The 20,836-nt window shown below is 72.6% G+C and carries 12 protein-coding genes; 9 read left to right on the top strand and 3 right to left on the bottom strand.

Annotated features, from left to right (window positions below; genetic code table 11):
• Window positions 1-217 precede the first annotated feature (217 nt).
• Window positions 218-4,135: a serine/threonine-protein kinase gene (locus ACX114_RS04505; protein WP_459295070.1), complete on the top strand. Its 3,918-nt coding sequence runs from the start codon at window positions 218-220 to the stop codon at window positions 4,133-4,135.
• Between the two features lie 82 nt (window positions 4,136-4,217).
• Here ACX114_RS04505 and ACX114_RS04500 read toward each other — a convergent pair whose 3' ends face one another.
• Together ACX114_RS04500 and ACX114_RS04495 are read right to left on the bottom strand one after the other, a co-directional pair.
• A complete protein-coding gene (locus ACX114_RS04500; RefSeq protein WP_459295068.1) occupies window positions 4,218-6,038 on the bottom strand; it encodes an OPT/YSL family transporter in 1,821 nt (606 codons plus the stop codon).
• Window positions 6,035-8,299 carry a serine histidine kinase EspA gene (locus tag ACX114_RS04495; RefSeq protein WP_459300057.1) on the bottom strand — a complete coding sequence of 755 codons (2,265 nt, stop codon included), beginning with the start codon at window positions 8,297-8,299 and terminating at the stop codon, window positions 6,035-6,037. Before ACX114_RS04495 ends, ACX114_RS04500 begins: the two co-directional genes overlap by 4 nt.
• Before the next feature lie 261 nt (window positions 8,300-8,560).
• On the opposite strand from ACX114_RS04495, the gene ACX114_RS04490 reads away from it, so the two are divergent.
• From ACX114_RS04490 to ACX114_RS04480, 3 genes are all read left to right on the top strand, one after another.
• Window positions 8,561-9,949, top strand: coding sequence for a serine/threonine-protein kinase (locus tag ACX114_RS04490; protein WP_459295066.1), 1,389 nt, complete (start codon window positions 8,561-8,563; stop codon window positions 9,947-9,949).
• Window positions 9,950-10,340: 391 nt separating this feature from the next.
• Window positions 10,341-11,171, top strand: a complete 831-nt coding sequence (locus tag ACX114_RS04485) for a hypothetical protein (RefSeq protein ID WP_459295064.1) — start codon at window positions 10,341-10,343, stop codon at window positions 11,169-11,171.
• A gap of 307 nt (window positions 11,172-11,478) precedes the next feature.
• Entirely contained in the window at window positions 11,479-12,462 is a 984-nt protein-coding gene (locus tag ACX114_RS04480; protein WP_459295062.1) for a sensor histidine kinase, read from the top strand.
• A gap of 7 nt (window positions 12,463-12,469) precedes the next feature.
• Here ACX114_RS04480 and ACX114_RS04475 read toward each other — a convergent pair whose 3' ends face one another.
• Entirely contained in the window at window positions 12,470-13,180 is a 711-nt protein-coding gene (locus ACX114_RS04475; protein ID WP_459295060.1) for a TetR/AcrR family transcriptional regulator, read from the bottom strand.
• 140 nt (window positions 13,181-13,320) lie between these two features.
• Between ACX114_RS04475 and ACX114_RS04470 the strand changes: the two genes are divergently transcribed.
• The 5 genes from ACX114_RS04470 to ACX114_RS04450 all read left to right on the top strand — a co-directional run bounded on the left by ACX114_RS04470 (window position 13,321) and on the right by ACX114_RS04450 (window position 20,824).
• The gene (locus ACX114_RS04470) at window positions 13,321-14,160 is read left to right on the top strand and encodes a sterol desaturase family protein (protein WP_459295058.1); all 840 of its coding nucleotides are present in this window, start codon (window positions 13,321-13,323) and stop codon (window positions 14,158-14,160) included.
• Window positions 14,161-14,287: 127 nt separating this feature from the next.
• On the top strand, window positions 14,288-15,781 hold the full coding sequence (locus ACX114_RS04465; RefSeq protein WP_459295056.1) for an FAD/NAD(P)-binding protein: 1,494 nt from the start codon (window positions 14,288-14,290) through the stop codon (window positions 15,779-15,781).
• Window positions 15,782-15,912: 131 nt separating this feature from the next.
• Window positions 15,913-17,199: a hypothetical protein gene (locus tag ACX114_RS04460; protein WP_459295054.1), complete on the top strand. Its 1,287-nt coding sequence runs from the start codon at window positions 15,913-15,915 to the stop codon at window positions 17,197-17,199.
• 114 nt (window positions 17,200-17,313) lie between these two features.
• Window positions 17,314-19,545 carry a hypothetical protein gene (locus ACX114_RS04455; RefSeq protein ID WP_459295052.1) on the top strand — a complete coding sequence of 744 codons (2,232 nt, stop codon included), beginning with the start codon at window positions 17,314-17,316 and terminating at the stop codon, window positions 19,543-19,545.
• A gap of 133 nt (window positions 19,546-19,678) precedes the next feature.
• Window positions 19,679-20,824 (top strand): bestrophin family protein, encoded by a 1,146-nt coding sequence (locus tag ACX114_RS04450; RefSeq protein ID WP_459295050.1) that lies wholly within the window; start codon window positions 19,679-19,681, stop codon window positions 20,822-20,824.
• The last annotated feature ends 12 nt before the right edge of the window (window positions 20,825-20,836 follow it).

The raw sequence follows: 20,836 nt of genomic DNA, 5'->3' as shown, positions 1-20,836 counted from the left end.
GCCTGGAAGCCCCCCGGACCTGGGAGGACTTCTGACGAATGCTTCACGCGTCCGTTGAATGACCAACCACGCGGTTCGGAAATCACGGCGGCGCTGGCGTAGAGTGACGCTCGTGCCGCGATGCCTCACATGCGGGCGGCGTTGGGAGGGCTCTCATGCGCCATGCCCGCCCGGCGTCTCGCCTCCCATCGTTCCGCCATCCGATGCCTCGCTCGTCGTGCCCGACGTCCCGGGCTACCGCTGCGAGAAGGTCATCGCGCGCGGTGGCTTCGGCGTGCTGCTGGCCGCGCACAAGCGCTCCGCCGACGGCACCGAGGGTGAGCGCATCGCGCTGAAGCTGGCGCGCCCCGGCATCGCGCTCGCGGAGGCGCAGCTGGCTCGCGAGGCGGAGGCCCTGCGCGTCATCGGGCCGCCCACCGTGCCCGCGCTCCATGCCGTGGGCACGCTGCCCGGCGGTCAGCGCTTCGTCGCCATGGAGTTCGTGCCGCTGCCCACGCTGGCGGACTGGCTGGCCCAGGTGTCCGGGCCCATGTCGCCGCAGGAGTTCGGGCCTCGCGCCAACGCGCTCCTGGAGGCGGTGGCCGTGGTGCACGCGCACGGCCTGGTGCACTGCGACCTCAAGCCCGAGCACGTCTTCCTGGACGACGCCCACCAGCGCGCCCGCGTCTTCGACTTCGGCCTGGTGCAGCGTCCGGCCCCCGACGCGCCCGCGGATGACGGCACTCCCGGCGACACGTCCTCCTTCGCCGGCACCGCCGAGTACATGGCGCCCGAGCAGTGCTCCGGCCACGCGGTCCTGGACGCGCGCACGGACGTGTACGCGCTGGGCGTCATCCTCTACGAGCTCATCGCCGGCCGGCCGCCCTTCTTCGGCCCGCTCACGGAGGTGCTCCAGGCGCACCTGTCGCTGCGGCCACCGCCTCCGTCGGAGTACGCCCCGGTGGCGCCGCCCGTGGAGGAGGTCGTGCTGCGCTGCCTGGCCAAGGAGCCCGCGCGCCGTCCCCGCGACGCCGCCGCCGTGGCCCAGGCCCTGCGCGCGGCGCTGGAGCACGCGGGCCAGTCCGCCGTGCAGCCCGCGCCCCGCCTCACCCTGCTGCCCGAGGTCCGCCCCGCGCAGACACGCCGCTCGGTGGCGGTGCTGTTCACCGCCTCGCGCGCCAACCCCGTGGCGATGCAGAAGGCCCTGGCCGCGTACGGAGGCCACATGGCCTTCGCGGACGGAGAGCACTTCGCGGGCGTCTTCGACCCCGACGTGGGAGAGAACCCCGTGCGCCGCGCGCTGCGGGCCGCCGAAGGACTGGCCGAGCGCGGACTCGCCCCGGTGTCGCTCGTGGACGTGGCCAACGTCACCGTGCAGCGCCGCCGCGACGGCGCTCCCCGCTACCTGGGCGCCATCTTCGCGCGCGAGGAGCGCTACCCCCACCTCGCGGAGCTGCGCGGGCCCCTGCTCTCCCCCGCCGCCGCGGAGGCCGTGCCGGAGGTGCCGTGCCTGCCGGTGTCGGGACGCTCCGGGCTGATGCGCCCCGCGCCCTCGGGTGCCGCGCCCCGGCCGGACGTCACCGTGCTGCAACTGGGCAGCGCGATGCTCGTGGGCCGCGACGTGGAGCTGGAGCAGCTGCTGGAGAGCGCCCGGTCCGCGGTGTCGGAGGCGGCGCCCACCATCGTCACCGTGCGCGGTGACCGGGGCCACGGCAAGAGCCACCTGTCCTCCACGCTGGGCCTGCGCCTGCGGGCCGCGCTGCCGCACGCGCGCGTCTACGCCATGCGCTCGCGCGAGCCCGTGCAGGGCGATCCGGAAGGCACGCTGCGCACGCTGTTGCGCGTGGCGCTGCACGGCTTCGACCGCGACGACACCGACACGCAGGAGGACGGCCGCACCGCCATCATCGACCGGCTGGGCCCCCGGCTGGGCATGGAGCTGTGGCCGGGCGTGGCCGCGACGCTCGGGTGGCACGCGCCGGGCGGGCCGGAGCTGCACAGCTGGGCCGCGGCCCCGGGCGCGCTGCGCTCGCTGGCCATGCGCGCCACGGGTGAGCTGCTGGCGGCGACCGCCCGCGAACGGCCCCTGTGCCTCATCGTGGACGACGCGCACTTCGCGGAGGAGACCGCGCTGGACGCGCTGGAGTACGCGGCGCTCGCGGAGACGCGCGTGCCCCTGTGGGTCTGCGTGCTGGTGCGCCCGGGCTTCGAGCAGAGCCGCCCGGCATGGGGCACCCGCGCCGCGCGCCAGCAGGACCTTCCCCTGTCCGGCCTGTCCCCGGGCGACGCGCAGGCCCTGTGCCGCGCGCTGCTCAAGCCGGTGGAGAACGTGCCCGCGCAGGCGGTGGAGCGCATCGTCGAGCGCGCGCAGCGCGTGCCCCTGTTCCTGGTGGAGCTGGTGCGCGGCCTCAAGCGCCAGGGCCTGGTGCGGCAGCGCTCGCCGGGCGGCAACTGGTACCTCGTCACGGACGAGCTGGACCGCGTGCCGGAGCTGCGGCTGGTGGAGTGGCTGGCGGACCGCGAGTTGGGCGCGCTGCCTCCGGCGCTCGCCGCGCATGCCCGGCTGTGCGCGCTGCTGGGCGCGACCTTCACCGCCACGGCGGCGGACGGCGTGGTGCGCGAGCTGGAGCGCGACGGGGCCGCGGCGCAGTTCCCGCTGGATGTGGGACACGCGACGCGGCGGCTCCTGGATTCGGGGCTCCTGGTGGAGCACCGGCTGGAGGGGCTGAGCTTCCGCAACGAGCTGGTGCGCGAGGCCGTGGTCGCGGGCCTGCCCGCGGAGGAGAAGGCGCGCATCCACCGCGCCGCGTACCGCCACTACCTGAGCCCGGCGGGCGCGCAGGAGCGCCAGCGGCTGGCCCGGCTCGCGCTGCACGCGGCGGCGGCGGGCCTGCGCGACGAGGCGGCGGCGCTCACCATCGACCTGGCGGAGTCCGCGCGCGGCCGTCACGCGTTCCTCGACGCGGAGGCCATGTACACGCGCGCCCTGGAGTTGATCGAGCCCGAGGACGAGCTGCGCGGCCTCACGGCGCTGCGGGGCCGGGGCCTGATGCGCTACCGCATCGGCCGCTACGAGGATTCGCTCACGGACTTCGCCATCGCGCGCGAGCGGGCGCGGGGCCTGGGGGATTCGCGCGCGGAGGTGGAGCTGCTGCTCGACGAGGCGATGGCGCTCGACTGGGTGAACGACTACGCGCGCAGCGAGGCGCGGGCCCAGGAGGCGCAGCAGCTGGCGGAGACGGTGTCGTCGCCCTACGTGCAGGCGCGGCTGCTCCTGGCGCTGGGCCGCGCGCAGTTCCGCAAGGGCGAGTGGCTGGACGCGCTGATGCCGCTGGAGGCCGCCGCGGAGCGGGCGCGGGGCCTGGGTGACGCGGGCTACGAGACGCTGGTGGTGGCGCTGCTCCTGATGGCGGTCATCCTCCCCAATCTGGGTGACATCGACGGCGCCGAGCGCGTGATGGAGGAGGTCATCAGCGCGTGCACGGAGCGCGGCGACCGCTTCCACCTGGGCTCGGCCATCAACAACCGCCGCAACCTGTGGGTGGCCCGGCGCGACCTGACGCACGCCTTGAAGGACCAGGAGCGCTTCATGCAGTTGGGGCGCGAATTGGGCGTGGTGGGCTGGGAGTACTTCGCCGAGCACAACATGGGCGAGCTGTACTACCAGGCGGGCGACGTGGAGGCGGCGGCGCCGCACATCGCCCGGGCCATCGTGTTGGAGCGCCGGCATCCGGAGGTGGCGCACCGGCCGTGGGCGCTGCTGCTCCAGGCACGCGCCATGGCGTGGACGGGCCGGCCCGACCGGGCGCGCGACCTGCTGGAGCAGGTGCGCCAGACGATGGCGAACAACCGGCACGGCGTGACGCTGAGCCCCTCGGAGGAGGTGCTCTTCTCCATGGTGGAGCTGTCCGCCAGGGACGCGACGGCGGAGGAGTGGCACGCGCTGCGCGAGCGCTCCGCCCAGGCGTCCGTGGAGCAGGAGCCGCTGGAGGTGCTGGAGATGATGGGCCTGGCGGCGTGGCGCCGGGGCGACTTCGCGGAGGCGATGCTCGCGCTCGGAGAAGCGCTGGCCCGCGCGGCGCACGTGCCGAACCTGATGGAGGACCGCATCCGCCGCTCGCTGGAGCGCGTGCGGGACCTCACGCCCGCGGCGTAGCGGGCGCTACGCCGAGCGAGAGAGCGCCGCCGTCGCCGCGATGAGGAGCCCCATCAGCGACTCGCCCACGGCGTAACGGGCGCTACGCCGACCGAGAGAGCGCCGCCGTCGCCGCGATGAGGAGCCCCATCAGCGACTCGCCCACCAGCGCACCGGAGCCCAGGGCGGGCACGTGCGCGTCCGTCGCCTTGGGCGACCACTTGCGCGCGAGCGCCGCCAGGCCCGCGCCCAGGCACAGCGTCACCGCGAAGTACGCGGGCGTGAGGAAGCCGATGCCCATCGCCACCGGCGACGGCAGCCAGCGCGCCGCACGGCCCTTCGCGGCCAGCGTCAGCAGCGCGCCCACCGCGCAGCCCATCAGCGCGCCCTCACCCGCATGCGGAGGCAGGCCCGCCAGGCCTCGCACGGAGACCTCCGCCACTGCCCGGAACTGCGCCGCCGCCGGCACCGGCAACACCGCGGTTCCCAACCCGTACGCGTCCACCAGCAGCAGGTAGGCCGGCACCGCCACCAGCGCACCCACCGCCACGCCCACCAGCTGCGCGGCGAGCTGCCTCGATGCGGACGCCCCCAGCAGATGCCCCGCCTTCAACGACCACAGGCTCACGCCCACCTGCGCCGACGCGCCCGCCACCACCGAGCCCGCGGCCACGTTGGGCGACAGCTCCCCGGGCCGCACCGCGCCGAAGGCGACCTGCGTGAGGTTCCCCATCTGGCTCACGGGCGATACGTCCGTCTGCCCCGCGCCTCGCGCGCACACCGCGCCCAGCGGCACCAGCAACGCGAGCGCCAGCAGCATCGACGGCACGCCCAGCCCGAACAGCGTCCCGCCCAGCACCACTGCCAGCACGCACGCCACCGCCGCCACGCCCAGGCTCCACCGGGGCAGCCCACCCCGGCTCGCGCCCACCGAGCGCAGGTCCTTCGCCGCGCCCAGGAAGTCCCGCGCCTGCGCCGCCAGCGACACGATCGCCGCGCCCACCATCAATCCCACGCCAGGCCACGTCAGCCACGCGGACAGCGGCTCATACCCCGCGCCCGCCACCACGCCCGTGCCCAACAGCCCCGGCGCGAGCACGCCCCACGCCAGCCCCGCGCCCAGCAGCATGCTCAGCGCCAGCTGCGGGCCCGTCATCATCCCCACCGCCAGCAGCATGGGGCTCATCCCCACGCCCCACGTCAGCGCATCCAGCCCGACGCCGCCCACGCGGCCCGGCAGCGCCACCATCCCTGGCAACCACCCGCGCGAATCACGCATCCACGTGAGCACCATCGACACCAGGCCGGCGCCCACCAGCGTCCGGCCCCTGCCCACCGGCGTGCCCCGCGCCTCCGAGGGCGCGGCCGCGTGCAGCGTGGAGATGAGCTCCGCCGTGGCGATGCCCGTGGGAAACGGCAGGGCCTCCTGCTCCAGCAGGCGCCGCCGCAGGAGCCCCGCCACCAGCACGCCCATCACGCCGAGCACCACGCCCCAGGCCGCGATGCCCCACCCCGGCAGGACCGTGCCCAGCAGCGCCAGCGCCGGCAGCGCGCCCAGGAGCCCCGCGGACGCGGGCATCGCGCCCACCGCCGACGCGGCCGTCTGCGTGAGGTTGTTCTCCAGCGGCGTGTACGGCACGCCCCGCCTGCGCCCATAGGCCGCCAGGCCGCTGAACCCCAGCACCGTGGCGGTGATGGAGCCCGAGTCCCACCAGCCCGTCTTCATCCCCATGTAGAGGTTGGTGACGGCCAGCAGCGCGCCGATGAGCAAGCCCATCCCCAGCGACCGGGCCGTCCACTCCCGGCCCTCGGAGGCCGCCGCGCCCGCGAGCTCCACCCCGGCTGGCGCCACGGGCACGGGAGCCTCCGGTCCCGCCGCGACCTCGGGAGGAGGAGCGGCGGGGTGACCGGGGGAGGCGCTCATCGAGACGCCTCCGCCGAGCGGCCGACCAGCTCGCGCAACTGCGCCAGGTCCAGCGGCTTGCTCAGCTTGAGGTTGGGCACGTCCCGCAGGAACGACGTCGTGCGCGGCGTGAAGGCGCCACCCGTCATGAACACCATCCGCCCCGCCTGCTCCGGCGCCGAGCGCCCCAGCTCGAAGTACAGGTCCATGCCCGTCATCCCCGGCATCATCACGTCGCAGAGGATGAGGTCGAAGCGGCCGCCCTCGTTCACCAGCCGCAGCGCCGCCTGCGCGCTGTTCGCGGTGGACACCTCGTGCTCCGAGGCCAGCGAGCGCTGCAGCGCCACCGTCACGTTGGGCTCGTCATCCACCACCAGGATGCGCGCCCGCGCCCCCGCCGGCGCCGTCGCTGAGAGCCGCGGGTAGAGGTCCGGCTCGTGCGCCGCCGAGCGCAGCACCACGCGGAAGGTGCTGCCCTGCCCCGGCGTGCTCTCCGCGTGGATGGAGCCGCCCATGGACTCCACGATGCCGTGGCAGATGGACAGCCCCAGCCCCGTGCCCACGCCCACCGCCTTGGTGGTGAAGAACGGATCGAAGATGCGCCCCAGCACCTCCGGCGTCATGCCCACGCCGGTGTCGCGCACCTCCACCACCACCTTGCCCGGCTCGCCCGGACGGATGATGGCGCGGATCTCATGCTCGGTGACGGAGGACGGGTCCTCCGGAATCGCCTGCGCCGCGTTGAGCAGCAGGTTGAGGAACACCTGACACAGCCGCGCCTCGCTCGCCTCCACCGCGGGGACGGGTTCGAACTCCGTCACCAGCCGCGCGCGGTGGCGGATGACGTTGTCCGCCATCTTGCACGCCAGCTCCACCGACCGGCGCACGTCCACCGGCATGGGGCGCGACTCCTGCTCGCCGCGCGCGAAGACCTTCAGGTCCCGCACGATGGTCGCGATGCGCTCCGCGCCTTCGGTCGTCTCACGCACCAGTTGCTGGATGGAGGCCACCGGCTCGGACGGCGCGCCTTGCGCCTCCAGCTTGTCCAGCCCCTCGCGGATGAGGTGCAGGTTCACCAGCATGTACGCCAGCGGGTTGTTGATTTCGTGCGCCACGCCCGCGCCCAGCGTGCCCACGCTGGCCAGGCGGTCCGCCACCACCAGGCGCGCCTGGAGCTGACGGCGCTCGCTCAGGTCGCGGTGCACCATGATGTTCGCGATGACGCGCCCTTCCGCGTCGCGCAGCGGCACCACCACGGACTCGCAGACGCACGCCATGCCGTCCGCGCGCTTGAACTCCAACTCCCCGCTCCAGCGCCCGTGCACCTCCAGCGCGGTGAGGACGGCGCCCGTCAGCCGGTCCGGCTCACCGGGGTGCAGCACGCTGAAGAGCGTCTGCCCCATGGCCTCCTTGCGGCTGCGGCCGAACATGCGCTCCGCGCTGGTGTTCCAGTCGATGACCCCGCCCGCCAGGTCCGTGATGACGACGCCGTCGGAGATGCTCTCGAAGATGAGCGCCTGGCGGTGCAGCTCCTGCTCCGCCTGCTTGCGCGCGGTGATGTCCATCACCGTGCCCGTCACGCGCGCGGGCTGCCCCGCCGCGTCCAGCAGCACGTCGCCCTTGCATGAAATCCAGCGGTAGCCGCTGCCCGCGGGCTCGATGCGGTACTCCACGTCCACCTGCGAGCGCTGCTGCAGCGCCGTGGCCAGCCCCGCGCGCAAGCGGGGCAGATCCGCCGGGTGCACCACCTCCTCCAGGTCCATGGCGCGGCCGGACAGCTTGCCCACGGCCAGGCCCAGGAGCCGGTCCACGTGCTCGCTCCAGGTCACCTGCCCCGTCTTCGCGTTCCAGTCCCAGATGCCCACGCGCGCGGCGGACAGCGCCTGCCGCAGCTGCTCCTCGCGCTGCTCCAGCACCTCGCGGCGGGAGAAGCGGAACACCGTGACCGTGCCCACCTGGAGCCGGTCGCCCTCCTGCAGCTCCGCGGTGGACACCGGCAGGCCGTTGAGGAACGTGCCGTTGGTGGACTCCAGGTCCGTGACGAGGCACGAACCGTCCGACTTGCGCAGGATGCGCGCGTGCTTGCGCGACACCCCGTGATCATCGATGCGCACCTCCGCTTCGGATCCACGCCCGATGACGTGCTCGCCCGGCTCCAACCGGTACGCCTTGCCAATGGCCGCCGGCGTCGTGGTGCTGATGAGGATGAGGCACGCCCCCGTCGAGGATGGGGCCGTTACCGACTGGCCCGCGCAGGTCGTGAGCTCGTCCACCAACGTCATCATGTATGACAGCCCCCTGGCGTTCCCCTGCGCTCGGGCTGGCCGTGTCTACGCCGCCTGTCGTGCATGACGCCGCGCTCCATGTGGGCCCAAAGCGGTGGCCCGGACCGCAACCATACCCCAACGGCTTCCAATGAACGTCCCACCACCTTCAGGACAGGGACCGTGACTCCTGGTGAACGGCCAGGCAGGCAAGCTGGGCGGCCAACCCGGCACGGGCACTCGCGACCCACCCCGTGGATGGTAGGGTGCGGGGTATTCATGGCGGTGGATTCCGAGAGCACCTTCCGCATCCAGGCGCGAGCGAACGCGAACGCCCCGGAAAAGGGGCACGACACACCCAGCCGTTCCGAGCGCGGGCCGGGGACCCTGGCGGGTGAATACGTCCTCAAGTCCATGCTGGCGGCCGGCGGCCACGGCAGCGTCTACGAGGCGGAGCACCGCATCCTGGGGCGGCACGCGGCGGTGAAGGTGCTGCACTCGCACCTGGCGGACCAGGGGGAGATGCTCCAGCGCTTCGTGCGCGAGGCGCGCGTCGTCAATCAGATCCACCACCCGAACATCGTGGACGTCTACGACTTCGGGCTGATGCCGGACGGCAGCCCCTACTACGTGATGGAGCTGCTCTCCGGGCGCACGCTGAGCCAGGTGGTGCAGGAGCGCGGGCGGCTGTCCTCGTCGCGCGCGTTGGCGTACCTGGAGCCCATCTGCGGCGCGCTGGAGGCGGCGCACCGCGCGGGCGTCGTTCACCGCGACCTCAAGTCCAGCAACATCCTCGTGGTGGAGGAGGGGGAGAAGCCCCGGCTGAAGCTGTTGGACTTCGGCATCGCGAAGCTCATCCAGCAGGAGCCCGGCCAGGAGGGGCTCACCACCGCGGGCCAGCGCCTGGGCACCGCGCACGCGATGGCGCCCGAGCAGTTCCGGGGCGGGCGCATTGGACCGCCCACGGACGTGTACGCGCTGGGCGTGCTGCTCTACCAGTTGCTCACCGGCCGCTATCCGTTCCAGTCGGATGATCGGCTGGAGCTGGAGCGGATGCACCTGGATGCCCCGCCACCGCGCCCCAGCGTGCGCGCGCCGGTGTCACCCGCCATGGACGCGGTGGTGCTCCGGTGCATGGACAAGGACTCCACGCGCCGCTACCCCAGCGTGAACGCCTTCATCACCGCCCTGCGCGAGGCCGCCGAGGAGCCCGGTCAGGTCGAAGGACAGGCGCACCCGGTGCTCGCGGTGCACGCGGAGGTGGTGCTGCCGGACGCGGACCAGGACGACGACACCGTGTACGCCGCGCTCGCGAACGTCCTGGACACGCTGGAGCAGGGCCTGCGCGCCGAGGGCTTCCTCCTGGCGCTCCAGACGGGCACCACGCTTTTGGGAGTGCGGCCGCTGTCCTCCGGCGCCGCTCCTTCCCGAACCCTTCACGCCCTGCGCGATCTCCACGCCGAGGCCCAGCGCCTGGCTGAAGCCGTCCACGCCCACGTCCACCTCTGTCTCCACCATGGTGAGGCGGAGACGCGCGGCGATTCCGGGGAGGCCGAGGTGGTAGGCGGTCCGGTCACGCATGTGGCAACCTGGAACGTAAGGGCCCCCGGTGGCTTCGCCATCACCGGCCCCGCAGCCCAGTTCCTCGAAGGTCCTCCTCAGCAGTGAGCCGTCCCCGCCGTTCCAGCACTCCTCCTCCCCCGCCGTTCCCCACTTGAGTCGTGTCGTCCAATGCCCTTCACCGGCACACGTCTGGCCCCGTGAGAATTGGACCCACACCATAATTTTTTGACGAAGACGTATTTATTTCCGATCCTGAATCCGTCACGATTCCCCTGTCTGACAGTTTCAGCACCTTTCTAGCTGAAAGCCTGGACTGCCTGACATTCTGGAAGTCGGACCTCCGACTTCCCTCGAGCGGGAGCCCCTACATGCGCCTCACCCCTGCTTTTCGGCCTGGAAGTGGATGCAGCGAGTGGTGGAACCGAGTTGCCTCACGCCAACCCCTGAAGGCGGCGTTGATGACGGGGGCCTGCTCGCCCTCGTGGGTTGCGGCGCGATGCCGGAGGACGAACTCGGGGCGAACCTGGCCACGGCGGATCAGGCGCAACAGGTGGACAACGGGCTGTCCACCAACGGGCTGTCCACGAACGGACTGTCGACGAACGGGCTGTCCACCAATGGCCTGTCCACGAACGGCCTGTCCACGAACGGCTTCAACGACTGGTTCAACCAGAACGCGGACACGGCGCCGACGCTGATGGCGTACATTGTGAAGTGCGCGGTGCCGGCAGGGCAGACGCGCACGTTCCAGTCCCCGACCACGGGGGCGACGTACACGTGGCAGGGCTCCCTGGGCCTGGCCCCGGGCTGGGCGGCGGGCAAGCCCGCGACGATGACGGAGCAGCAGGCGGTGAGCGCGTGCCTGGCGGCGCACGCGAACAAGTACGGCCTGCACATCGCGCTGTCCGTGCTGGGCCGCACGGCGGAGGGCGCGGCGGTCCCCTACTCCGCCGAGGAGCTGTCGCAGTTCAGCGCGAAGGAGGGGTGCTTCTTCGGCAACCTCTTCACCAGCGAGGGCCTGTTCGCGGCGCGCGATCGCGACTTCAGCACGGCGGAGAGCTCCACGCGCGCGTGCGGCCTGACGCTGAAGGCGGACACCTGCGCGCCCATCACCAACATTGGCAGCTGCTCGCAGTTCTGCACCAAGGGTGACCCGAGCCAGCCCTACTACACGCAGTGCACGTACAACGGGAAGACGTACCCGGCCATCACCACGCGCGTGAAGCCCACGGAGCTGTTCCGCTGCGGCGACGGCATCTGCCAGTTCACCGAGCATGCGGGCTCCGGCACCACGGCGGACAGCTGCCGCGCGGACTGCGGCGCCTGAAGCGGACGCATCTGTTGAACTGATGGTGAAGCGCGCTGGAGATGGACGGCCCCACCCCGGCCGCGTGTCCAGCTGCCTCCGGGCGTGCGGTGTGCTCCTCCCGCGCGCCCGAATCCCCAGTGGAAAATGACAGCCGGGACGTGAAACCCGAGCGGTGTCCGTTCGACGGCATCACGTACTCGCGCACACCTTGCCGGGCACGGGACGGCGGTGTTGGATGGTCGTCCACAGGCCGTGCCCGAGGGCAGGGACCATCGCCACGAGGAGCGGTGACGGCCGCGGATGGACGTGGGTGGAGCGGGCCGCGATGACGTTACGAGCGAAGGTGGGGCGGTTGGCGGCGATGACGCGGCGGCGGGGCACGCTCCGCCAGGCCTTCGAGCGCCTGGGCCCCGGTTCCAGGACCCGGTGTCCCGAGGAGACGCCCTGCGCGGACAACCGGCTCCTGGAGGAGACGGTGCGCGAGCGCACCGCGGCGCTGGAGGCCGCCAACGCGAAGCTGTCCAGCAGCCTGGAGCAGTTGCACGCGACGCAGGCCCAGCTGCTCTTCGCGGATCGGCTCATCGCGCTGGGGCGCATCGCGGCGGGCGTGGGCCATGAAATCAACAACCCGCTGGCCTTCATCCTGAGCAACCTGGAGTACATCCACCAGGAGCTGCAGCAGAAGGAGCGCCTGTCGGAGCAGGACCGGCAGGAGATATTGGAAGCGCTGGCGGAGACGCGCGACGGCGCGGAGCGCATCCGGCTCATCGTGCGCGACCTTCAGACGCTGTCGCGCGCGGAGGACGTGGGCAGCGGGCCCGCGGAGCTGGCCTCGGTGGTGCGCACGGCGGCGAAGATGGCCATGCACGAGCTGCGGCACCGCGCGCGGCTGGTGGTGGAGTGCGAAGGCGTGCCGCCGGTGCAGGGCAACGGCTCGCGGCTGGGGCAGGTGTTCCTGAACCTGCTGCTCAACGCGGCGCAGTCCATCCCGCCGGGCAACGCGGAGGGCAACGAGGTGCGCGTGGTGGCGCGTCCCGGCGAGCCCGGCCACGTGCTGGTGGAGGTGCGCGACACCGGCTGCGGCATCGCGCCCGAGCACCGCGAGCGCATCTTCGACCCCTTCTTCACCACCAAGCCGCTGGGCGTGGGCACGGGGCTGGGGCTCGCGGTGTGCCATGGCATCGTCACGTCGCTGGGCGGCACGCTGACCATGGAGAGCGCGCCCGGCCGGGGCAGCATCTTCCGCGTGACCCTGCCGGTGGCGGGCGCGTTCGTGCAGGCGCAGCGCTCGCAGGCCGACTGGACCTGATCGGCTCCTAGCTTGCGCCGGGCGGCTTCACCCCGAGCGACCGCTGGAGCATCCCGCCGAGCACCTCGCGGAAGCGCGCGTCCGACGCCGCGTCCGCCGGGCGGCCCATCACGGGCAGCAGCACCTCGCGCGCGAGCAGGAACCACTGCGACGCGCACAGCGCCACGAGCAGCGTCATGTCCACCGTGTCGCGGGACGGCGGCGGCGTGCCCTGCCCTTCCGCCACGCGGCCCGCCTGGAACTCCAGCGCGTCCGCCAAGAGCCGCAGGCCCTGCGCGCGCACGAACGGCATGTGCTCGGCGCGGCCGGTGAGCAGCGCCCACGCCATCAGCCGGCTGTGCTGGCCCTGCTGGACCACGGTGAAGAAGCGCTCGAGCAGCGCTCCCGCGTCGGGCGGCGTGTCCACCGAGAGCAGGTGCTCCCGGAACGACGCGGCCAGCAGCTCGTTGCGTCGCAGGAGCACCTCGCGCACCAGGGCTTCATAGGTGCCGAAGTAGTGCGTGACGAGCGCGTGGCTCACCCCGGCCGCCTTCGCCACCGCCTGAAGCCCCACCCGGTCCGGCCCCTGCTCCACGAGCAGCGGCTCGGCGGCCTGGAGGATGGCCTCGCGCGCCTCCTCCGGGGTGCGCCGCTTCCGGGACGCGGCGGGCTTCGCGGGACGACGGGGAGCAGGGGCGCGCCGGACCGGAGCGCGGCCCGGGGGACGCTTGGAGGCCATCGCGGCGCATCCTAGCCACCGGGCCCCCCCGTTCAACGCGCTCGCACTATTGTCAGATTTGACAATAGACGGGGACGGGCATTATCCATGGGGTGTCCGGGCATCCATGGCCCGGGGGTGTGCTGACCTTCGCGAGGTCCATGATGCTGCTGCCCGACAATCCGACGCTTCCGATGGTGCTCCTGCTGGTCCTGGTCATCTCGGGAACGCTCAAGTTGCTGACGGTGGCGGGCGGGTGGCTGGTGTGGCGCACGCGGCTGGCGGCGCGCTTCCGGGTGTACCGGCGGGAGCTGGCGAAGGGGCAGCTGCGCAGCGAGGCTCTGGCGGCGGCGGGCGTGGTGCTGACGGACGCGGTGCTCATCGGGACGTTCCGGTATTTCGCCGGGCCCCTGATGGCGCCGTTCAGCCTGTCCACGGCGCTGTGGTCGTACGCGTGGATGTTCGTGGGCTTCGAGGTGTGGTTCTACGTGACGCACCGGCTGCTGCACCTGCCGCGCTTCTACCGCTTCCATGCGCAGCACCACGTGGCGCAGGTGACGGAGCCGCTCACCGCGCTGTCGTTCTCCGTGGCGGAGCGGGTGGTGCTGATGGGCGGCGGGCTGGGCCTGCACTTCGCGGCCATGCACCTGTTCCCGGGCACGCAGGTGGGCGTCCTGGCCTACATGCTGACGAACTACGTCCTCAACGCGTTCGGGCATGGCAACACGGAGTGGCTGCCGAAGCGCTTCGTGACGTCCTGGGTGGGCCGCGTCTTCTTCACCCCCACGTTCCACGCGCTCCACCATGCGCGCTACCAGGGGCACTACGGCCTGTACACCGTGGTGCTGGACCGGTGGCTGGGCACCGCGTTCCCGGACTATCCGCAGGTGCATGCGCGCGCCCGTGATGGCGAGGGGCTGACCCGCATCGGGGAGCGGCTGGCGGTCCCGCCCCCTGCCCCTTCCCTCCCCGCGCGGCCCGAGGCGCGCCAGGCGGTCTGAGGTCCGCCGGGCCCCGCCGTCACAGGGCAGGCCCGGGGGCCAGCGGCCGTGGGCCGACGGACAATCCGCGCGGGTGACGACGCCTGGGAGGGATGGCATCCGGGGGGGCCGGCCCTAGAATCGCGCGGTGAACTCCCGGCAGGACGTGGTCATCATCGGCGCGGGCGCCAGCGGAACGCTGCTCGCGGCCTGTCTCTTGCGGGGCGCCCGTTCGCCCCTGCGCGTGGCGCTCGTGGAACGCGGGGAGCGCCTGGGGCGGGGGGTCGCGTACTCCACCACCAGCGCGCGGCACCTGCTCAATGTGCCGGCCGGACGCATGAGCGCCTGGGTCGACGACCCGGAGCACTTCCTGCGCTGGCTGCGCCTGGAGGCGCCGGACACGCCGCCGTCCGCGTTCGCCGAGCGCCGCCGCTACGGCCAGTATCTGGAGTTCGTGCTGAAGGACACCGCCGCGAAGGCTCCGCCGGGCGTCCAGTTGGAGACGCCGCGCGATGAGGTGACCGCCGTGGTGGCCACCGCGGACGGCGTGAAGGTGACGCTCGCGAGCGGCCGGAGCCTGGAGGCGAGGTGCGCGGTGCTGGCGCTGGGCAACGCGATGCCCGCGGACCTGCGCGTGCCGGATGGCGGGGTGTACGCGAGCGCGCGCTACCACCGCTCGCCATGGGTGCCCGGGGCGCTGGAGGGCATCGGCTCCGGTGAGTCGGTGCTGCTCATCGGCACGGCGCTCACCATGGTGGACACGGTGCTGTCGCTGGGCGAGCGCGGCCATCAGGGCCCGGTGCACGCGCTGTCGCGCCATGGCCTGCTGCCACATCCGCACCGCGCGCACGGCGCGAAGACGCCCGCGGCGGCGGAGCCCCTGCGCATCCGCGAGCTGCTGCGCTCGGTGCGCCGGGAGATGGACCGCTGTCGCGACGCGGAGACCGCCACGCAGGCCGCGGATCCTTCCGCGGAGGGCGTGGTGCCGTTCAGCACGCTGCGCGTCCGCGACGTGCTGCGCACGATGCGCCAGGAGGTCGAGGCCCAGGCGGCGGCGGGCGCGGACTGGCGCGCGGCGGTGGACTCGCTGCGGCCGGTGACGACGCCGCTGTGGCAGCGGCTGTCGGAGCAGGAGCGGCGGCGCTTCCTGCGCCACCTGCGGGCGTACTGGGAGGTGCACCGCCACCGCATGGCGCCGGAGATCCACGACGTGATGGACGCGTGGCGGCGCGACGGACGGCTGGTGGTCCACTCGGGCCGCGTGCTGGGCTTCGAGCTGGAGCCGGACGCGGTGGCGGTCCGCCTGCGTCCCCGGGGTGAGCGCGAGCCCCAGGTGCTGCGCGTGCAGCACGTCATCAACTGCACCGGCCCTGAGTCGAACCCGGCCTCTCGCGACCAGCCCGTCCTGCGCGGCCTGCTGGAGGCGGGACATGCCCACGCGGACTCGCTGGGCATGGGGCTGGCGACGGCGCCCGACGGCGCGGTGCTGGACGCACGTGGGCAGCCCTCCGCCCACCTCTTCACGCTGGGCCCGACGCGGCGCGGGGACCTGTGGGAAACCACGGCCGTGCCGGAAATCCGCTCGCAGGCCCGCGACCTGGCGGACCTCCTGCTGCGCCGGCTGGGCGCGCCTGCCCGGTAGAGGACCTGACAGGCGCCATGACCTGAAGGTGGGCGTCCTGCTCGCCAGACAACGGCGCCCTCCGGGGGAGGCTGTTGGGGTCCAGGCGTTTCATGCGAGATTCCAGGTCCCCCTCCTGGAGTCCGTCCCCGATGGCCTTGAAGCGCCCCCTCCCCGCCCTCATGGGAGGCGTGTCCCTGTCCGTCCTCGTGAGCCTCGGGGCGCTGGCGCACCGGCACCTGCGCACCGACGCGCTGGAGGAACGGCTGTTGCGTGAGGTGAACACGCTGACGCACGCGGAGCACCCGCGTCCGGCGCACATCACCGACACGCGGCCCGGCACCTTCGGGGACGCGATGGCTCCGCTCCTGCCCGCGCTGCTCCAGCAGGCCCGCGCAAGGCCGGCTCCCTCCCAGGCGGAGGCCGCGACCCTGGAGGCCGTGACGGAGGGACACGCTCCGGTGACGGACCTTCCCGCCTCCCGCCTTGAAGCCCTGGAGCAGGGCTTGCCGCTGATGCGGCAGGCGCTCGCCGCCACCCACGCGGAGTCCGGTGGCCTTCCGGAGGACCTGCGTCCCCTGGCCGCTCCGGAGGTGTCGCGGCGGGACGCGCTGATCCACGCGCTTCGCCACGTGGTGGAGGACGCGGCGCTTCAGACGCGGCGGCTCGTCTCGCGGGGGGAAGCGGATGTGGCGGTGGACCTGTGCCTGGACACGCTCGCGCTCAACCGGGAGCTGGCCCTGGGCGGTGGGCTCGTGGGACAGCGGCTGTCCGCGGCCGGCTATGCGCGCGCGTGGCGGCCCTGCGCGGACGCCATCGACGCGGCCTCCCTGGGCCGAAAGCGCCAGGCCGTCTCGCAGCTCACCCGGCTGCATGAAGGCTTCCCGCCGGTGTCCCTGACGCTGCACGAGGAGGCCGTCGCCGCGCAGCTCCACGCCTTCCGCGACCTGCTCACCGACGAAGGCCGCGCCGCGCTGCCGCCCACGTGGTTCGACGCGCCCGAGCTGCCCTCCGCCCTGTCGCGCCGGCTCCAGTGGCGCCAGTGGGTGGAGGACGCGGACCGCCTCCTGGCCGTGGCGGATCAACCGGCCGAGGAGCGCCGCCGCTCGCTGGCGGCCCTGGAGGCCCGGAAGGCCGAGGAGTTCTTCCGCCAGGCGGAGGCCCCGTCGGTGCGCCTGTCGCCCGAGGACCTGGAGGCGCTGGAGCTGCGCGCGCTGCGCTCCGAGGCCCTCATCGCCCTGGTGGAGGTCGACGTGGCCCGCGCGGAGAAGGGCCAGTGGCCGCGCGCGCTCCCCACGCGCACGACGTCGCTGGTGCTGGAGCCCGTGGATGACGCCCAGGTCAGCATCCGCTCGTGCATCCCGGGGCTGATGCCCGACCCGCTGGTGGTGAAGGCGGATGGCTCGCCTGTGCTCCGGCAGGTCCGCGACGTGCCCTGAGCCGGTGGCGCGACTCCCTGGTGGGTCGTTCGCGCCCGCTTCACGTCCGGCCTCCCACGTCGGACCGACGATGTAGGATGCGGTCTTTCCGTGGACGTCGGGAGGGGAGCCGTCATGTCGTGGAAGCTCGCGCTGCTGGACGAAGTGTCGAAGGTGCTGCCGGATGCGCCGCTCAAGGGCTCGGACATCCGCGTGGAATTGCCGACCGCCAGCTATGCGCTGCCCGCGGGAGAGAAGCTGGGCGCGCTGACGTTCGCGTTCGACGTGTCGGCGCGCGGCTTCATTGAAGGCTATGATGCCCCGGCGGACGTGGACGCGGCGGGCGTGGTGGGGGAAGGCTCCGGCGACGCGACGACGCAACTGGCACCGGCGCTCGTCTACGGCGGCGACCAGGCGTGGCTCAAGTACGGCGTGGAGGCGCGCGTGAAGGCGGACGTGGGCTTCCCGCTGCCCTACGTGGCGCTCGCGGCCAACGGCGACGTGCGCGTGCTGCTGGCGGACTACCACCGCCACACGCAGGACACGAAGGCGCGCGACGCGCTGAAGAAGGACGCGCCGGAGCTGCGGCTGCCCCTGCTCACGTCGTCGCTGGACAAGCTGGGCGTGGGTGACGCCATCGCCTTCCAGGCGCGCGGCGAGCTGTCCGTCACCGCGACGCTGGACTGGACGGACGTCTACACGTCCAACCTCCAGACGCTGACGAAGCTCCTGTCCGCCAGCACCATGGTCGCCTTCGAGGCCAAGGCGGGCGCCACCGTGTCCGCGAAGGTGAAGGTGGTGGACGACTACGCCGTCATCTTCTCCCGCCTCGCGGCCGGCCAGGTGCGCGTGCAGGTGAAGAAGGTGGTGGCGCGCGAGGCGGGCGTGACGGCCAGCCTGCACGTGGAGGCGAGCCTCACCGACCCGGCCGCCGTCGTGTCCCAGGTGGAGCACGTGCTCGAGGGGCTCCTGTCGGTGCCGCTGGCCGAGTTCGACGCCCTGATGACGAAGCTGGAAGCGCACAAGCTGTCCGACAACGAGACCAAGGTCCTGCGCATCATCCTGGACCGGCTGGGCTTCGGGGAGCTGGAGGCCAACACCACGGCGCTGCGCACGCAGTGGGAGAAGCTCCGCACGGACGTGCGCGCGCGCATCCAGGCCCTGGCCGAGTCCAAGTTCGAGGCGGGCTTCCGCTACGAGTACCTGCGCCTGCGCGAGCAGACCACGCTCCTGTCCACCGTGTGCACCGACGCCCAGGCCCGCACGCTGCACCCGCTGCTGGTGTCCGGCCGGATGGACGGCGCGATGCAGAAGATGCAGTCCGAGGGCATGGCGCTGGAGCAGTGCCTGCTGAAGGAGGTCAACAAGGAGTCCAAGGCCTGGGGCTTCGCCCTGAAGCTGGGCAAGTGGGCGCTGGGCGGCAGCGACACGCGCGAGCTCACCCAGGTGGTGCAGCGCAACAGCCTGGAGAAGGAGTCGCCCCAGCGCGTCTCGTTCCTGGGAGTGCGCAGCTACAAGGGCACGCTGCTCACGCCGTACATGCACTGGACCGCGGACTTCAAGGCGGACATGGCGGAGTTCCGCAAGTCGCCCACCGTGGCGGACTTCGACCTGGGCCTGTACCTGCTGCTGGCCCATGACGCCCGCAAGCTGTCGGACCACGACCTGCGCCAGGCGGTGGACGAGGCCATCGTCTGGGGCGCGCTGGATGACGCCGAGGAGGAGGAGGTCCTCAAGCGGATCCGTGACGCCTCCGGCGGCAAGGAGATTGAAACGCGGGTGGAGCTGAAGCTGGACAACCGGACGCTGCGCGACGTCATCACCCACGCAGCGGACCCGGACGCCCACTCCGCCTTCGCTCGCGCGCTGGCCCGGGCGCTGCCCTGGTACGGCGTGCCGTGCCGCGACCGGCCCGCCGTGCGCGAGTCCATCTACGCGCCCCTGTGGAAGGCGTACCTGGAGCATGACTGGACCGCCGCCCTGGCCGCGAACATGGCCGCCGCGACCCTGAAGAAGAATCCGCTCGTCGGGCACTTCGCGTACATCGAAGGGCAACTGGGCAACGGCATGCTGACGTTCGCGGAGGTCATCCAGAAGAACCCCGGCACCGTGTCCAAGTGGCACGACCTGCGCGCGGGCCTCTTGGACCTGCGCAACAACGAGCAGCGCTCGCCCTCCGTCTTCAAGGGCGCGTTCAAGGCGCTGTCCGAGTCGTGGGCGCAGTCCTTCCACCTGAGGACCACGGGCGCGTTCTTCCTGGAGCTGGCGTCGCGCGGCGGCAACGGCCTGGCCACCGTGGAGCGCACCTTCACTGTGACGGTGCCAGCGACGGGCGCGAGCATCGTCTTCACCAAGTCCCGGGCCTGACGGGGCGCACGCGTCCTTTCGTCCGCTTCCGCACGCTCCCCGGGCATGGTGACGCGGCGCATTGCCGCGTCTCGGGGGCAGCACTACATCCAGCTCCTCACGCAGCACACGCTTCGTAGAGGAGCTCCGCGGAATGATCGTCGGTCGGATGCTGTCCTGGCGGATCATCCTCCGCTACACGGGGCGCCCCGTCGTCGTCCACATCGCCCTCGCGCTGGCCATCTCGCTGGGCTACGAGGCGCTGGACGCCAGGTGGCTGTCGGTGCCGGCGCTGCCGGTGACGCTGCTGGCCGCGGCGCTGGGCGTGCTGCTCGGCTTCCGCAACAACTCCGCCTACGAGCGCTGGTGGGAGGCGCGCACCATCTGGGGCGGGCTGGTGAACGCGTCGCGGACGCTCGCCCGGCAGGTGCTGACGTTCCTGCCGGCGCCCCGCGCCCAGCGCAGCGACGGCACCCCGGAGACGCCCTCCGCCGCGTCCCGCCTGGTCCAGGTGGCCGTGCAGCCGGAGGGGCCCGCGCTGTCGCCCGCCTGGTCCAAGGTGGGCGACGGCGCGGTGCGCGACCAGTTCGGCCACGCGCGCGACCTGCGCGGTCCGAGCGCGCCCCGCGCGAACCTGGCCACGTTCCTCCACCCGGGCGTGGAGACACCCCGGGGCATCCCCAGCATGTTCGAGGGCATCACCGAGGACGCGCGCGAGCTGGTCTACGCGCAGATCGGGTTCGTGAACGCGCTGCGCTGCCACCTGCGGCGGCAGGATCCCTTTCCGGAGATCACCCCGTTCTTCCGCCCGTCCGTGCTGGAGGCGCTGCGCGTGGAGCAGAACGTGCCCTCCGCCATCCTCCTGTGGATGGGCACGCGCATGCGCCGCATCTACAGCGACATCGAGCATCCGGAGAAGGTCTACATGCGCGTGTCGATGGACGAGACGCTCACGGAGCTCACCAACTACCTGGGCGCGTGCGAGCGCATCAAGAACACGCCCCTGCCCCGCCAGTACGACATCCTCCCGCACGCCATGGTGCGCGCCTACCTCGCCATGCTGCCCCTGGGCGTCGTCGCGGACCTGGGCTTGCTCACGCCGCTGGTCACCGCCATCATCGCGTTCCTCTTCATCGCCCTGGACGCGGTGGGCCGCGACGTGGAGAACCCCTTCGAGGACGCCGTCAGCGACACGCCCATGACGGCGCTGTGCCGCACCATCGAGATCAACCTGCGGCAGATGCTGGGCGAATCCGCGCTGCCTCCGCCCGTCCAGCCGAAGGACGGCCTGCTGTACTGAGGAGTCTCCAGA

Source organism: Corallococcus sp. M7 (assembly GCF_054512695.1).
This window is presented reverse-complemented; position numbering and strand designations above follow the sequence as displayed.